We start from the raw sequence: 15,515 nt of genomic DNA on the forward strand, positions 1-15,515 counted from the left end.
ACATGACATTCTCAATTGTCGGACGTTGTCCGGAATCCGGACAGCTTGGAATCGCAATCAGTTCGTCCAGCATCGCGGTGGGCGCTCGATGCCCATGGTTGCGCGCAGGCGTGGGCGCGGTGGCGACGCAAAACGTCACGCTGCCCGCGCTCGGCCCGCAGATTATCGATCTTCTGGAGAACGGGCAACTCGACCCCGCCTCTGCATTGGACCGTGTGCTCGGCGCGAGCGAGTGGAGCGAGTACCGCCAGGTGACGGTGATCGATGGTCAGGGGCGCACGGCGTTCTTCAGCGGCAAGGAAGCGCTCGGCACGTATCACGCTGTCGCCGGCAAGCAGTGCGTAGCCGCAGGCAACATGCTCGCCGGCATCGAAGTGATCGAGGCAATGCTGCCGGCGTTCGAGCAGGCATCCGGCACGCTGGCTGATCGCCTGCTCGCGGCCATGCATGCCGCGATGGCTGCCGGCGGCGAAGCTGGGCCTGTGCATTCGGCGGCGCTCAAGATTGTGGGCGATGTGAGCTGGCCGATCGTCGATCTGCGGGTCGATTGGATTGATGACGACCCCATTGGCCATCTCGACGGACTTTGGCAGGCGTATCGGCCGCAGATGCAGGACTACTTGACCCGGGCCTTGAATCCGACCGCCGCGCCCAGCTACGGAGTGCCCGGCAATGAATGACAGATCCAGCCGTGCGCTGCTCGAACGGCTGATCGGCTTCGCCACGGTCAGCCGGGACTCCAATCTGGACATGATCGAATTCATTCAGGCTTACCTGGAGGAACTCGGTGTCGAAAGCGAGCTGTTCTACAACGCCGAGCGCACCAAGGCGAATCTGTTCGCGACCATCGGTCCGCGTGAGCACGGCGGCATCGTGCTGTCCGGCCATACCGACGTGGTGCCTGTCGATGGCCAGGCGTGGACCGTCGATCCATTCCGTCTCACCGAACGCAACGGGCGGCTGTATGGCCGCGGCACGGCGGACATGAAGGGCTTCATCGCTTCGGCGCTGGCGGCGGTGCCGGGGTTTCTCGAACGCGAGTTGAAGCAGCCGGTGCACCTCGCTTTTTCGTACGACGAGGAAGTCGGCTGCCTCGGCGTGCGGCCGATGCTGGCGCAACTGGAGCGGCGTGCGCACAAGCCGGCCCTGTGCCTGATCGGCGAGCCGACCGAGCTTAAGCCGGTGCTGGGCCATAAGGGCAAGCTGGCGATGCGCTGCCAGGTGAAAGGCGCGCCTTGCCATTCGGCCTATGCGCCGTATGGCGTCAACGCCATTCAATACGCGGCGCGGATGATCGGCCGCCTGGAAGAGATCGGCGAGCAGTTGGCGCAGCCCGAGCATCACGACGAGCGATTCGATCCGCCGTTCTCGACCGTGCAGACGGGCGTGATCAAAGGTGGCCGTGCGCTCAACATCGTGCCGGCCGAATGCGAATTCGACTTCGAAGTGCGCGCGCTGCCTGGCTTTGACGCAAACCAGGTTGCCGACGAGTTGCTGACCTACGCCGAAGCTGAGCTGCTGCCGAAAATGCGCGCCGTGCAGTCAGACACCGACATCCGCCTTCAGCCGCTCTCCGCCTATCCGGGATTAGCCACCTCGCCCGACAGCGAAGCGGCGCGTCTTTTGGCGCTGCTCAGCGGTTCCATTGAGTTCGGCACGGTCGCATTCGGCACCGAGGGCGGGCTGTTCGACCAGGCGGGTATTCCAACGGTGGTCTGCGGACCCGGCAGCATGGACCAAGGGCATAAGCCGGACGAATTCATCACCGTCGAGCAATTGCGCAATTGCGATGCGATGCTGGCTCGCCTGGGAGATTACATTTCGGCCGCGTCGCGAGACGTATGCGTCAAATAGCGAGGCCACTGTCTCGCGTCAAAGTTAGACGATCTGCAAGACCACGCAACTCAAATACTTTCGAATGCCAGGCATGGCGATTCGGTAGACCGAACACGCCTGATTACGCATGGGCGCAGAGCATGGGACAGGAGTAAGAGCTTTGCATGGGATCAGAGTAACGTGCTAAAGCGCTAACTCCTGTCGACACTGGAGACGAACTTGAATACTTCCGAAAGCAACGCCTCGGCGTTGATCGAAAAACACACCATCGGTTATGTGCCGCCAGAAGATCGCCATGGCAAGGTGCGCGACCTGTTCACGCTATGGTTCGGCGGCAACATCGCTCCATTGCCCATCGTCACAGGCGCTCTCGGCGTGCAGATCTTCCACTTGAACTTGCTGTGGGGCATCGTGGCAATTATCGTCGGTCAAGCCGTCGGCGGCGTGCTGATGGCGTTGCATTCAGCGCAGGGCCCGCAGATGGGCATTCCGCAAATGATTCAGAGCCGCGCGCAATTCGGTTCATGGGGCGCGCTGCTCGTCACCGTGATCGCAGGCGTAATGTACGTGGGCTTCTTCGCGTCCAATATCGTGCTTGCCGGCAAATCTCTGCATGGCATCGAACATGGCATCCCGGTTCCTGTCGGCATCGTGATTGGTGCGATGGGATCAGGGCTGATCGGGGTCATCGGTTACCGGCTCATTCATATTCTGAATCGCATCGGAACCTGGGTGCTCGGAATCGGCATTTTCATCGGTTTCGGCTATATCCTCACGCATATTTCCACGGGCGATTTCCTGACGCGCGGCGGATTCAACTTCGCCGGCTGGCTCGCAACCGTTTCGCTGTCGGCGCTCTGGCAAATTGCTTTCGCCCCGTACGTTTCCGACTATTCGCGCTATCTCCCGCAGAACGTGCGCGTCGCGTCGACGTTCTGGGCGACCTACCTCGGCTGCACGATTGGCTCGACGCTCGCGTTCGTCTTCGGCGCGGTAGCCGTGCTCGCGGTGCCTCCCGGCGCCGACGCGATGGACGCCGTCAAGCAGGCCACCGGACCGCTCGGGCTGCCGATGCTCGTCCTCTTCCTGCTGAGCGTGATCAGCCACAACGCGTTGAATCTGTACGGCGCGGTGCTCGCGGCCATCACCTCGCTGCAGACATTCGCCTATCGCTGGATTCCCACGGCGAAGGCGCGTGCCGTGCTGTCGGCTGCGATTCTCCTCGCATCCTGCTACGGCGCGATCGGCGCTTCGACGAATTTCGTCGGCAATCTGGTCGATCTCGTGCTCGCGCTGCTGGTCGTGCTGGTGCCGTGGACCGCGATCAACCTGATCGACTTCTATGTGATCCACAAGGGGAAATACGACATCCAGTCGATCTTCCAGGTGAATGGAGGAATCTACGGTCGCTTCAATCCACAGGCGCTGATTGCCTATGGGATCGGCATCCTGGTGCAGATTCCGTTCATGAGCACGCCGATGTATACGGGTCCCGTGCCGAAGTATCTCGACGGCGCGGATCTCTCGTGGATTATCGGGCTGCTTCTGACCTCGCCGCTGTATTACTGGCTCGCGTCGCGGGACACCGACTATCGGCGCAGACAATCAGGCGCCAGTGTCACACGTCGCCCGGCGAGACAGTCGTGACGGCTGGGGTTCTGGCTACCGACGCACGCCACTACCCCTTGTTGAACAGGCTCACGACACGGGACATAGATTTCGCTGCCAGAACGAGCAGCGCGCCGGAGACGCTGTAGTCGACGTTGAACATCAGGTCGATCAAATAGAACATGGATAGCGCTACGAGCGGGTGGTACATCGCGCGACTTATCAGGCGTTTCATCGGCATCTCACACGGTTTCGTTTGCCCGAACCGGTAAGTCACTGTGCGTGAGCCGATCTGCGCAAGTTTCGTGGCGTGCCAGGCTTCCGGAATCTGTGGAAGGTTTGGCTGCGAAGTACGGATGACGCTGATCCGTCACGTCCCGTCCTGCGATGAACTTTGCCGCTCGCAACCTCTTGCCGTCCTGCCCGTGCGTCGATGTTTTTTGCCCTATCGTCCAAGTCTTGCCGATGGTTCTCCTGACCATTGCAGAGCGTCCAGATGGATTGTCCGTTCCTCCTGCAAAAGGGCGAGTTTGTTGCACGCGTTTATGTCACGCGACGATGCATCGAGCACACTGAAGAATCGGTAAGGCATTTGTCATCTGCCGCCGCTGCGGGTATAACATGGACCCCTCGGTCAAATTGAAGAATGACCGGCCTCCCGGTCCCCTACCCGGGAAATCGCATCTCACGCGAGCTCTTCATGGATGCAGTTTCTGACGTCCTGCGCGCTGTGCGCCTAAGCGGCGCGGTGTATCTGACCGGGACCTTCACCGCACCGTGGTGCGTGATAGGGCGCACGGATGCTGCGCTCTGCGCGGCCTATCTGCCGCAATCCGAGCGTGTCGTCTCATATCATCTGATCATAGAAGGTAGCTGCTGGGCCCAACTGGCAGACGCCCCCGGCTCTGCTATTCATCTCAATGCCGGGGAACTGCTGGTGGTGCCGCAAGGCGAAACGCATTTGATAGGTAGTGCTGTGGATCTTGCGCCCACGCCAACGGAGGTGTTATTGGCTGGCCAGATGGCGGTAGAACCAGGTGAGGTGATGACGGTGTCCTATGGAGGCGGGGGACCTACGACTCGCATCGTCTGCGGTTTTCTCGCCTGCGACGATACGCTGAGTAACCCACTGCTCTCATCGTTGCCGCGACTCTTCAAGGTTGATATGCGCCATGATCCGCGAGCAGCATGGCTTGAGTCCTCTCTCAAGTTTGCAGCCAGCGAAGCGGCGAGTTCACGGGCGGGCGGTACGATTGTCCTCGCCAGACTGTCCGAACTCCTGTTTGTCGAGGCGGTCCGTAGCTGCATTGAAGCGCTTCCCGCCCACGAGACAGGATGGCTGGCCGGTGTGCGCGATCGCTACGTGGGACGTGCGCTTTCGTTGCTCCATGCTCGAGCAGTCCACCCTTGGACCGTCGATGAGCTTGCGCGCAAGGTAGGGTTATCGCGTTCCGCGTTGGCGCAACGCTTCACCGATCTCCTCGGTCAACCGCCCATGCAGTACCTGGCGCGATGGCGCATGCAGATCGCGGCGCAGGAACTTCTCGCCGGCAGAAAGTCCCTCGCCGCTGTGGCGGAGCAGATTGGTTATGAGTCTGAGGCGGCATTCAGTCGGGCCTTCAGGCGGGAATTTGGAATGCCGCCGGCAGGCTGGCGCAAGAGCAAAGGAAAGATGAACGGCGCTTCCGAGTCTGCGCAGGCCGCGCCCGCTGCGAGTGGCATCGCGCCACCACCAGATTAGCGACATCAACTGCCATATCCGACGCAACACTCACTCGCACGCGTCAAAGCTGACCTGGCGTTTCGGCCATATCTCCCGGTGGCCCGGCCATAGAACCTCACGTCTCTCAATCGTACATTCGAGCGTACCGGATGCCAGATCAACCATGTGGTTCTGGCCGGTAGATGAATATTCGCAGCTCGACCGCACGTCGGTTCATATTGGGAGAAATTCTATGAACGCAGTATCGCGACTCTCCAACCACGATCGTTACGCCCGTTGCATCCGCGCTTCAAAGATGGTCAGTTGGGACATCGAGCGCGACGTGATTGGAGGCCGCACCTTTGACACGTCCCAGAAGTATCTTCCCGATGGACTCTCACTGACTCTGAATTTCTTCACGCTCTCCGAGAGCGAAAAGCGTTTCGTCAGCCAGATTCAGGGGCGCACGTATGCCAACGTGTTCGGACTGGTGGAGCGCTTCATTAACGCCAAGGTGCTGGAAGTCAGCCGTGATCATTGGCTCGGCGACCAGGTAGCGCTTGAGGCGCTGGTCCGATTCAGCGAGGAGGAACTCAAGCATCAGGCGTTATTTCGTCGCATCGACGAGATGATCGGTGAGACCCTACCACCGGGCTATCGCTTCGACGTCGACCCGAATGTCGTTGCCTCTGCAGTCCTCGGGAAAAGCACGTGGGCCGTATTGGCGCTGACGCTGCATATCGAACTGTTCAGCCAGCTCCACTACCGCCAGAGTATCGCTCCGGACAATCAGCTATCGGAGCTATTCAAGAGCGTGTTCCTCTATCACTGGAAGGAGGAGAGCCAGCACGCCATCCTGGACGAGCTCGAATGGGTCCGTCACGACGCCGCCATGACGGACAGTGATCGCGACAAGGCTGTCGACGAATTCATCGAGCTGGTCGCCGCGATCGACGGCATTCTGCAGGCGCAGGCTGCGGCAGACATGCGTTACTTCGAGGCGAACTGTGGCCGCGCAGTCGACGAGACAGAAACCCAGTCGATCGAAGCGAACTTTCTCGAGGCTTACCGGTGGCAATACATCCACTCGGGTGTACGTCATCCCCATTTCGGGGAGGTGCTTTATAGCCTCATCTCCGAAGACCAGGGCAAGCGCATCGAGGCTGCGCTCGCCACATTGCAATGAGATTTACCGAAGCTGAACAATCCACGCATGTTGAAGGAGATGGAAGATGAATGCCAACGCACAGACCAACGAACCTAACGTCGCTAACGTCGTCAATGGCCTTAACGTCGACAACCTGTTCGCCCTGATTGAGGGCGTCAAGGACGATGTTTCGAAAGCCACCACCAGCTGGCGCGTAGCGACGAGCTGGCGGGGCCAGACTCGAACTCGCGCTGAAGTAGAGGGGTTCTCGATCGGCGGGCAGGATGTGTCGCGCCGGTTCACGATCGATATCGATGAGCCGTGCGAACTCGGTGGTTCGAACCAGTTTGCCAATCCTCAGGAGCATCTGATCGCTGCGCTGAATGCCTGTATAGCGGTGGGTTACGTGGCGCAATGCGCCGTCCGCGGGATTACGCTCGAATCCCTGCAGATTGAGACCGAGGGTGAAATCGACCTCAGAGGTTTTCTCGGGATCGACCCGCAAGTGGCAAATGGCTATGAGAGCCTGCGTTACACCGTTCGTATCAAGGGCAGCGGTACCAGCCAGCAATTTGCTGAAGTCCATGACGCGGTAATGGCCACTTCCCCTAACGTCTACAATCTGGCGAACGCCGTCGTTCTGAAATCGACCCTCGTGGTCGGTTGAACTTCGCAGTGCGGGCGCGGCGTCGCGATCTCGTTCAGTAGACCGCGACGGTAGAATGCATCGATGGTGGGCGCCGATAGGCCGCGCATGCCGAACGGAAGTCGCTTTAAGGGGGAGCCCGGATCCTCGGCTTGCTCCAGCACTAACACTGAGAGGTCGGCGAGGCGCAGCTCACAGGCGAGAAACAAGCCGACGGGGCCGCCACCGGCAATCACGATGTCAATAGGACCTTGGTCCAATATCGATGTCCCGGTCTGCCGGAGGCGCGAGGGCGTCCACGCGAGAAACAGTCTGCAATAACGCAGTTGCGCGCCCGGCAGTGTCAGGGCGCGGGCACGACGCGGTAGTAAACGCCGTTTGCGCCGTATGCGGGTTGAAACCACGTATTGCCGCACAGATAGTAGGTCGCGCCGTGAACGTTCGGCGAGATGCAACCCGCCGGCAGCGCCGCATAAATTGCGCCCATCGCGAAACCCGGGTTGCCGGTAGCAGCGCCTGCCGCTCCGGCAGCCACGCCGGCATTGTATGCGTTCGAGGTCGCCGCCGCCGTGTTGGCGGAGGCGATCGCGGCGCCGGCCGCGACGCCAACCGCCGCCCCCGCCGCGGCCGCGCCCGCTGTGGACCAGCCTCCGCAGTTGTAGCATCCCGACCCGTAATTGTTCACGGCGACTGGTGGATGGTAGGCGGGGTAATGTGCGCCATAGTAGGCACTATGGTAGGCCGTCGCGCCCGAAGCGCTGGTGTAAGTCGAGTAGCCGGAGCCCGTGGCATGGTAGGCGGTCCCGCCATTGCCGTTGCTGGCGGATGTGCCCTGACCGTACGTGTGAGTCGCGCTCCCGCCGTATCGATTGGTCGCGGTCGTCTGTCCCGAACCTTCCTGATGGGTGGCCGTGTCGCCATAGCGGCCTGTCGCGGTGGTTCCCTGTCCATAAGTGTGAGTTTCGCTGCCGCCGGCGAAATCGGTGCGGGTGGTCGACTCCGAACCTGGAACGTGAGACGTGCTGCCACCGTAGGCGCTCGCATGTGACCAGGCGCCGGCATAGGCGGAGACGAACGCGGGGATGAGCAGAGCCACCAGACGGATGACGGCGTTCTTCATATGCGTCTCCTCCTCACTGGGTTTTTTGATGCATGACTTTCGGTGGCGGCTTCATACCCGGTGCATCCATAGCGTCCGGCCGGGCAAAAGCGATGCGCGCCGCGCCGCTCGCGTCTGCCGCGGCGAAAGCGTCAGACGGCACAGAGATATCCAACTGCCAGTTCGACAATTCCAGCACGTGACGCAGCCGCGCGCGATCGTTGAGGTAGATGGCGTAAATGCGCCGCGGCAGCTTGTCTTGCGCGCCGATCCAGATCTGTATGAACACATCTCCGTTGACGTACGCCACCATGTCCGTGGTCGTGCCGCCAACCACATTCGATTGACCGATATAGAAAGCGGTGGTCAAACCGTCGGCGATGTCCTTATACGGATCCGCGACAATCACATCGGTGAACGGAAAATAGATCGCACCGGAATCGAACGCGGTCTGGAGCGCGGCGTCGATGGTGGGCGGAGCATCGGCGACTGCGGCGAGTTTCTCCACGGGCGCGAAGGCTGTCATGGTCTTGCCGTCGTAATAGAAGTCGGAAGGCGGGCCGTCGCCGAGCGTGACGACCTTGAGCTTGTCGGGCCGCTGCATCGTGACCTCCGATCGGGTGGAGTAGACGAGCGGGGGACCGAGACGGCTGGGGCTTTCATACGAGACGACGGCGGTGAAGGACATGGAGCGGGCGGCAGCGAGACGGGCACACGCTTCCTTGAGAATATCGACGGCGCGTGGCTCGAGGCCCGGCTTGAATGCGGGCGCGACGTTCTTCGCGACTGCCTTCGCCGCTGCTTTCGACGTGTGGTGCGTCTGTTGGGCATAGCCGCCCGCAGACAGCGCCAGGCCGAGCACGATGAACGCAATGCGCCTGAGCAGTTTCGCGTAGGTCATCGGTGGTGCCTCGTCGAATCGGTCGATTGACGGATTGCGTCCCGCGGCAATCACGGGATCATGCCGCATTCGAACAGCTTGTTGGCAATCGGCGCGGCGACCTTGTCGATGAACGCGGCACGCATCTGCGGATCGTTATGCAGCAACTGCACGGCTTGCTGTTCCCGCTCGGACTTGGGCTGGCCGTTTTTCTGCGCACGTTCCTGCCATAACTGCTCACAGGTCGATCCCTGGTACTTCTGAACGACCTTTCCTGCGACCATGTCAAGAACCGGATACTGTGCAATGGCAGCGCCTCCGAACAAGGCGGCTGGAATTATGGCAAACCATATGAGGCGCTTTATCATGGTTTTTCCCTGGCTTCGGTGTATTGACGGTTGAGGCAATGAAAACCGGCTGCAACGACAGGGCTCCCCATCCCCGCCCATATGGAGGCGGGGAGTCGAGCTTCAGATCACGGATTGTATTTGGAGATTTTTTGACCTTGCACGCCGAGACCGGCCATCAATCCCTGCTGTCCGAAGATGAACGCGTAGACGTCGGATTTCAGCGTCGTGGTGGTCATCGACTTGCCCATCCCCGCGTCCACGACGACGACACTCGGACCCATGCCGACAGACCATCCATCGCTACTGTTGAGGTAACTGACGGCCGAATCTGTCATCAGGAACATTGCTTCGGAAAACGTTTGTCCGCCCGCCTGCAACCCGTAGGAAACCGCACGCGCGGTGTAGTAGCCAAGCACCTTTCCATCGGGGCCGAACATCACGCCCTTGCCACCTTGCGCGCCGACAATGAAACCCGCCTTCAGAATATCGGGGAACACGAGGACAGCTTTTGCCATTTGCTGGAGTTGTTGCGTCCGGGGTGCATCGTCGACCAGTGTTTGCAGTGCCGCGCGTGCTTTTGCTTCGAGTTCCGGATCGGTTCCGGGCGCAGACGCTGTCTGCTGCGTCGAACAGGAGGCCGCGATTAGCAGGAGTGGCACGGCGAGGATAAGCCGAAGGTACTTGAACATGTTCGTGCTCCATTCAGGGAAATGACGTCACGGTTTGTACGCGGTTCGCGCGTCGGATTCTTTGCTGCTTGAAGAGACGGTGATCGTGTGACCGATGTGGTTTGCGGCTCGCTTCGGTTGAAATAAATAGTGGCGTCGGCGACCTGCAAAGACAATTGGACCTTGGTCCAATATCGCGCCGTGAGGCCCGGTATGTCACGGCAAGGACTTACGACGAAGATCTTCTGGAATCGTCGGCGGCAACGTGCAGGGAAACGAGACGTGCGAGCACGATGGCCGGATAAAGCTGCCCGATCAGCGCCTCGAGAATCGCCAGAGATCTCGCGATATGAGCGAGCGGCGTGATGTCGCCATACCCTACAGTCGTCAGCGTCACAAAGCTGAAGTAGATCCAGGTCGCGCGATCGTATTGAGCGCTCCCATACGCAATGCCTGCATAAGCTTTGGGTACGTGGCTGTTGACGAGTTGGCAGGCCTCCGCCAACACGACACCGATTAATATGTAAAGCGCGACCGCGCCCAGGATCCGGTCGAATGTCGCCCGGCCGGTCCCGAACACGTTGATGCCGACAACCGCGCCAAGAATGCCCAACGACAGAGGCGCTGTGACGTCGAGCAGGCCGGGTATCGTGTTCAGCGGGACAAGCCACGACGTGCAGCGAATCAGTATGGTTACGCCGGCGGCCAGCGCGACGACGATGTATTCCGTGCGATGGTCCGATACCGCCGCGATCCCGCTTAGCAGGATCAGCGATAGCAATATGTCTCGCGCGATCCGCACGGAGAGGCTGTCCGGCGCCAGTGCGAACGGTACGACGAACACGTCGAGCACAAGAAGGCAAAGGAGCAGCGCCATGCTGCCGATGCGCAAGCGCCGGGTGCGATCATGCCGCCGCCTTAATATCATCGCCGCTCCTGATTGGCCGCCGGCCGTGGGCGCTCGTAGGCTTGTAGCGGGCGTCAACGCTAGCGGCGGAATCCTCCACCACCGCCCCGCGCGCCCGTGCCGTTGCCCGCAGCGCCACCCGCACCCGTGGGTCGAGCGTAGCGTTGGCTCTGTGTGGCGCCTCTCTGCCGATTCTGCATTTGCTGATTCAGATCGCCGGAGTAGGGCTGCGCGCTGGTCCGCTCGATTCCGCCGGCGGGGCGTTGGGGTTGGGTAGTAGGCGTCGCCTGAGGACGCGATTGCTGGTGGGCCTGGGTGGTCTGCTGCTGCGCCCGTGCGCTATTGGGCTGGGTCGTAGATGGGCGCGGCTGCTGATAGCTCTGCGTATTTCCCGGCGCGGTTGGCGCGGTAGTTGGCCGAGAGCCGGCGGCGCGTTTCGCCTGGGCGTTCTGAGCATTCTGCTGAGCTGCACCCGCGTTCGCGGTGCCGGTTGTTCGCTGCGCTTGAGTGGAGGGTGGTTTTTGCGCAGCCGACTGCGAAACGGTTTGAGACGTCGGCTTGTTCACTGTGGACCAGGAGCCGTTGTCGTATTTCTGCCAACTGCCGCCGGTGTTCTTGTAAACATTCCCGTCTCGCCCTGCATATAGATCGCCGTTAGCGGTTTTGCCTGCTACCGCGCGGCCATTGACTGTGCTGCCGGCCACGGCCTTGCCGCCCGCGGAATTCTGATAACTCCCAACCGAACCATTCGCGGTGGTGGTGTGTTGCGTCGCAGCCCACTGATTACCCTTCGTCACGACCGAACTGCCCCATTGGCCATACGCGTTCGATCCTTGATGGCTTGCCGCGTAGGCGCCGGTGTAGGGGTTGTAGGCCTGTGCAACGCTCGCGCTGCCGTACCGTCCTGAGGCCGTCGCGCCGCGCGCATAGGTGCCCGTATACGGGTTGTACGACGCGCCCCATTGTGCGCTGCCCGCCGGGCCATACACGCCGCCGCGGACGCCGCTCGCACCCGTATAGGGGTTATAAACCGGATAACCATAGGGCGCGGGACGCGGATAGTAAACCGGATACGGCCCGTAGCCGACGCGCACATACGGCGGATAGTAGTAGCCGTTGCCTTGCGCGACGATTGCGCCGACCGCGGCGCCCGCGATGAACATGCCGAGATATCCCGCGGTATAGCTCGCCTGAACAGTCCCACCCGGCACTACCTGTTGCGTCACGTAAGTCACGTTATAAACAGGCGAGGCCGGCGGGATCGTATAAATCACTGGCGGCACAGACGTGCTGGTGGTCCACGGTCCGCTGGGCGATGGCGAGTCGAACCATACGCCGCGTGAGCAGAGGTAATAGTGGTTCTGAACCTTGATGATCTTGTCCGGGGTGTTGGTCGCATAAGCGAGCGGCGTGCCCTGGATCGGAGCGAACTGCGGCTCGCCGGTGTAGACCACCTTGATTTCTGCCGCCGCTGCGACCGGGTTTACCTCGACGACCGTCGGAATCTGTGCGAGAAGCACTGCATCGTTCGCCTCAGGCGTGCCTGGTACCGAAGCGAGCACGCGCGAGGCTGGGCTATCGCGGGGAATTCTGGCGAAGTCGGCCGGTAGCTGGTTGGTCGCGTAAATCCATGGACCGCTGGGAGCCGGTGACGAAAACCAGCGACCCGCCGTCAGATAGTAATAAGTCTTCGTCGGCGTATAGACGAAGACGTCGCTATCCGTGTTCTTCGCGAATACCAGAGCGGTTCCTGGAATTGCGCTGTAGACCGGTTGGCCGTCGAAGCTGATCAGCTCGGCGGGCGTGCTGCTATAGAACACCGCTGGCGCCTTGCCGGCGTGCTTTGCCGGCGCGGGGATAAAAGGCTTGAGGTCCGACCACGTGGGGTCGGCGGACACCTTCGTCATCTTCGCGGGGAGCGTTTTTATTTCGGCCCAGCCCGTTTTCATATCCGTCGACGTCATCCACGAACTGCCGGTGAACAGATAGTACTGGTGGGTGGCGTTGTCGACGAATAGCGGCCAACTCGCGTTGACGACGAATGCGATGTCAGAGTCCTTGATCGGCGCCAGCACGGGATCGCCATCCAGGAACAGCAGCAGCCCCGGACCAAAGCTGACGAAGATGGCGGGCGGGTCGCTTTTGATCGCGACAGCCGGGGGTGCCTGCTTTTTATCGATGCTGGCCACCAGCCGATCCATCGACAAAGTCAGCGATGCTTGCGGATTGAGAAACTTTCGCACCACCTGATCGAGCTTCTGGGTCGTAGCCTCGTCCGCACCGGGAAACGATGTACCGGTGATTTGCGGATTGCTTAACCGTGCATTGCGGCTGTCGATATCCACATCGGTGTGTGCTTGCATTGTGACCACGCCCACTTGTGGCTTGCCGCCGCGCAGCGTCACGCTCACCGCCATGCGACCGGTCAACTCCTTGAAATCCTTCCAGTCATCGATCTGTGGCTGGTAGTAGGTAAGCGTTGCATCGTCGCGGACGATCTCGCGTGGCCAGCCGGGGTCGGGCGCGGCGGCGCGATTTGTTTGCGCCGCCGCCATGGTGAGCGCCAGCGCCAGCATCAACACTCGCAGGCGGGGTCTGAAGGTCGACATGTTTTGCTCCTCGCGGAAAGGCGCTCGCGCCGTGCGACCACGTCCAGAGCGGGAGAACGAAATCGCAGACACGGGACAGGCCTGGGGTGTTGCCGCCCTCCGCAGGCTCCTGCAACGATAGGTGCGCAGCGATGCGCGTGCAATTGGACCTTGGTCCAATTGCACACTGCGGTGCGGCGAGCAACATGTCGAATCGCACCGTGCGTGACCAGAGACGGAGGATGCAGTGTGAACCACCTAGTCGACGCGACAATCGTATTCGCGTGCGTTTTTGGTAGCGCGCTGCTTGGTTCGTATCTGCGCCGCGTGCTGCCGCAGCACCACCTTAGCGATGAATCCACCAGTGTCGTCAAACTGGCAACCGGTCTGGTCGCAACTATGGCCGCACTGGTGCTCGGCCTGCTGATTTCGTCGGCAAAAGGCTCGTTCGACACCACGAACACGGAGCTTTTGCATAGCGCTGCCGCTATCGTTCGCCTTGATCGCGTGCTGGCCCAGTATGGCCCTGAGACGCAAGAAATTCGCAGCGCGCTTAAACGCACTACCGCGGCGTCGGTCGCAGTGATGTCTTCCGGCGATCCTGTCCAACTCGCCAAACTGAGCAGCCCCGAAGTAGTTGCCCGCGGAGAAGAGTTGCAGCGACAAGTGGAGGCACTCTCGCCACGTACCGACACGCAGCGTCAATTGCAGGCGCGGGCGCTGCAAATCGTCGATGATGTACTGGCTACGCGGTGGCTAGCGCTTCTTCAGCAAACCGGCTCGATTCCGGTACCGTTGCTCGTGGTCCTGGTGTCGTGGCTGGCTATTCTCTTCGGCACATTCGGCCTGTTTGCGCCTCGCAACGGCACGACGATGACGGCGCTCGTGATGTGTGCGCTGTCGACTTCCGGTGCGATCTTCCTGATCATGGAAATGAATACGCCGCTCGGCGGAATAGTGAAAATATCCTTCGCACCGATGCGCGCGGCGCTCGACATTCTCGGACACTAGGACCAGGCATTAGGTACTAAGCACTAGGCACTAGCACCTGGCGTTAACAACCAGGTGCCGGGCATGGTTTTTTGTGCGAATCCGCTACACAGGCTGCATTGCCTGACAGGGTTCATTGATTGAACCAGCGGTATTGAAGCGCGACCGAGATTGTCTGGAAATTGCCACCCACACGTGTCACCAGGCCACGCGACCACGCGAGCTTGGCGGACCATTGGGCGGCCAGCGGAACGGACAGCGTGACACCGTATCGCGCACTGAGTTGATAGTCCTGATCCTCGACTCCGTTGACGTGGGTGCGCCCACCCGTAAAGTAAGTGACGTCCGCGGCAAGCCACAGTCCGGGGCGCCAGGTGTACCCGCCGTGCCATTGGAAAGTCGGCATGGGATCCTGGCTGCGCCGATGGCCGCCGAAAAAATCATCGTTGTCGGTAAAAAGCCATACTCCTGCCGCAGCGTCCATGAACCAGTTGCCAAATGGCTGGGAGAGCCCGATCTCGGGTTTGAACGACCAGCGATTGGCGCCGATATTGATGAGGCGGGTGGGTACGTACTGACCTGTCGGCGCCACCACGCTGAGACTGATGCCGAGGATCGAGCTGGGCGCGCGTCGCATGAATTCTTCCAGAGAGAGCGCCGGGTCGCCAAGCAGGTTCGCCGCGATCCTGAAGTGCACGTCGCCGAGACCCGAGCGGTATTGCTGCTGATCGATGCCCTTTACGTCGCCATTCACATTCGCGTTTGCATAGGGCATCGATACCGCGACACTCACGGTATGCCCCGCGACCCCGAAACTGTGCGAATAGCCGAGCGAGAAAATGTTGATATGTGCCTGCACATTGGTGATAGGCAACGACGGATCGAATGACACGTTGCCGCTCGATCGCGCATAGTCGAATACGGCGAAATTTGTTCCCACCGGCACGGCGGAATAGGCACGCGGCTCCATTTCCTGCGCATGAGCCGAGGGTGCCGACATCGAGCACAACAGAGCGGGGCCGACCCACGCGAACCGAAAGCGCCGCGATTGCGGGACTACGTGGTTTGAATCGATCGATGCATGCCGCATTGTG

15 protein-coding genes and 1 pseudogene are annotated in these 15,515 nt (G+C 60.8%); 7 read left to right on the plus strand and 9 right to left on the minus strand.

Translation table 11 applies throughout. The features are described from left to right. Nucleotides 1-2: 2 nt before the first annotated feature. From PQQ86_RS22175 to PQQ86_RS22185, 3 genes are all read left to right on the plus strand, one after another. Nucleotides 3-680 carry a DUF1028 domain-containing protein gene (locus PQQ86_RS22175; protein WP_408271652.1) on the plus strand — a complete coding sequence of 226 codons (678 nt, stop codon included), beginning with the start codon at nt 3-5 and terminating at the stop codon, nt 678-680. Further along, a complete protein-coding gene (gene argE, locus PQQ86_RS22180) occupies nt 673-1,854 on the plus strand; it encodes an acetylornithine deacetylase (protein WP_408271654.1) in 1,182 nt (393 codons plus the stop codon). Before PQQ86_RS22175 ends, argE begins: the two co-directional genes overlap by 8 nt. A 201-nt stretch (nt 1,855-2,055) precedes the next feature. Then, nucleotides 2,056-3,483: a purine-cytosine permease family protein gene (locus tag PQQ86_RS22185; RefSeq protein ID WP_408271655.1), complete on the plus strand. Its 1,428-nt coding sequence runs from the start codon at nt 2,056-2,058 to the stop codon at nt 3,481-3,483. A 31-nt stretch (nt 3,484-3,514) separates the two neighbouring features. Here the strand turns inward: PQQ86_RS22185 and PQQ86_RS22190 are convergent, their stop codons facing one another. Next, nucleotides 3,515-3,679 carry a hypothetical protein gene (locus PQQ86_RS22190; protein WP_408271658.1) on the minus strand — a complete coding sequence of 55 codons (165 nt, stop codon included), beginning with the start codon at nt 3,677-3,679 and terminating at the stop codon, nt 3,515-3,517. Nucleotides 3,680-4,144: 465 nt separating this feature from the next. Here PQQ86_RS22190 and PQQ86_RS22195 point away from each other — a divergent pair, with 465 nt between their 5' ends. From PQQ86_RS22195 to PQQ86_RS22205, 3 genes are all read left to right on the plus strand, one after another. Further along, nucleotides 4,145-5,185, plus strand: a complete 1,041-nt coding sequence (locus tag PQQ86_RS22195) for an AraC family transcriptional regulator (protein ID WP_408271661.1) — start codon at nt 4,145-4,147, stop codon at nt 5,183-5,185. 214 nt (nt 5,186-5,399) lie between these two features. Continuing rightward, complete coding sequence (locus PQQ86_RS22200; protein WP_408271663.1) at nt 5,400-6,332, plus strand: hypothetical protein; 933 nt, start codon at nt 5,400-5,402, stop codon at nt 6,330-6,332. Nucleotides 6,333-6,378: 46 nt separating this feature from the next. Next, entirely contained in the window at nt 6,379-6,960 is a 582-nt protein-coding gene (locus PQQ86_RS22205) for an OsmC family protein (RefSeq protein WP_408271665.1), read from the plus strand. Nucleotides 6,961-6,983: 23 nt separating this feature from the next. On the opposite strand, the pseudogene PQQ86_RS22210 reads toward PQQ86_RS22205, so the two are convergent. The 7 genes and pseudogenes from PQQ86_RS22210 to PQQ86_RS22240 form a co-directional block, all read right to left on the minus strand. Next, nucleotides 6,984-7,202: pseudogene (locus PQQ86_RS22210) on the minus strand (FAD-dependent oxidoreductase); the annotation flags it as partial. A gap of 80 nt (nt 7,203-7,282) precedes the next feature. Continuing rightward, the gene (locus PQQ86_RS22215) at nt 7,283-8,059 is read right to left on the minus strand and encodes a hypothetical protein (protein WP_408271668.1); all 777 of its coding nucleotides are present in this window, start codon (nt 8,057-8,059) and stop codon (nt 7,283-7,285) included. Between the two features lie 13 nt (nt 8,060-8,072). Continuing rightward, nucleotides 8,073-8,939, minus strand: coding sequence for a DUF2092 domain-containing protein (locus PQQ86_RS22220; protein ID WP_408271671.1), 867 nt, complete (start codon nt 8,937-8,939; stop codon nt 8,073-8,075). Between the two features lie 50 nt (nt 8,940-8,989). Continuing rightward, complete coding sequence (locus tag PQQ86_RS22225; RefSeq protein ID WP_408271674.1) at nt 8,990-9,202, minus strand: hypothetical protein; 213 nt, start codon at nt 9,200-9,202, stop codon at nt 8,990-8,992. A 191-nt stretch (nt 9,203-9,393) separates the two neighbouring features. After that, nucleotides 9,394-9,957 carry a lipid-binding SYLF domain-containing protein gene (locus PQQ86_RS22230; protein ID WP_408215712.1) on the minus strand — a complete coding sequence of 188 codons (564 nt, stop codon included), beginning with the start codon at nt 9,955-9,957 and terminating at the stop codon, nt 9,394-9,396. Between the two features lie 208 nt (nt 9,958-10,165). Beyond that, nucleotides 10,166-10,813, minus strand: coding sequence for a potassium channel family protein (locus PQQ86_RS22235; protein WP_408271677.1), 648 nt, complete (start codon nt 10,811-10,813; stop codon nt 10,166-10,168). Between the two features lie 110 nt (nt 10,814-10,923). After that, nucleotides 10,924-13,452, minus strand: coding sequence for a hypothetical protein (locus PQQ86_RS22240; RefSeq protein ID WP_408271679.1), 2,529 nt, complete (start codon nt 13,450-13,452; stop codon nt 10,924-10,926). A 228-nt stretch (nt 13,453-13,680) separates the two neighbouring features. On the opposite strand from PQQ86_RS22240, the gene PQQ86_RS22245 reads away from it, so the two are divergent. Continuing rightward, nucleotides 13,681-14,442, plus strand: coding sequence for a bestrophin-like domain (locus tag PQQ86_RS22245; RefSeq protein WP_408271681.1), 762 nt, complete (start codon nt 13,681-13,683; stop codon nt 14,440-14,442). A 112-nt stretch (nt 14,443-14,554) separates the two neighbouring features. Here PQQ86_RS22245 and PQQ86_RS22250 read toward each other — a convergent pair whose 3' ends face one another. Then, nucleotides 14,555-15,421, minus strand: coding sequence for a transporter (locus PQQ86_RS22250; RefSeq protein ID WP_408271683.1), 867 nt, complete (start codon nt 15,419-15,421; stop codon nt 14,555-14,557). Nucleotides 15,422-15,515 lie beyond the last annotated feature (94 nt).

It is taken from the genome of Paraburkholderia sediminicola, assembly GCF_046026675.1.
In the GTDB taxonomy this organism is placed as follows: domain Bacteria; phylum Pseudomonadota; class Gammaproteobacteria; order Burkholderiales; family Burkholderiaceae; genus Paraburkholderia; species Paraburkholderia sediminicola_F.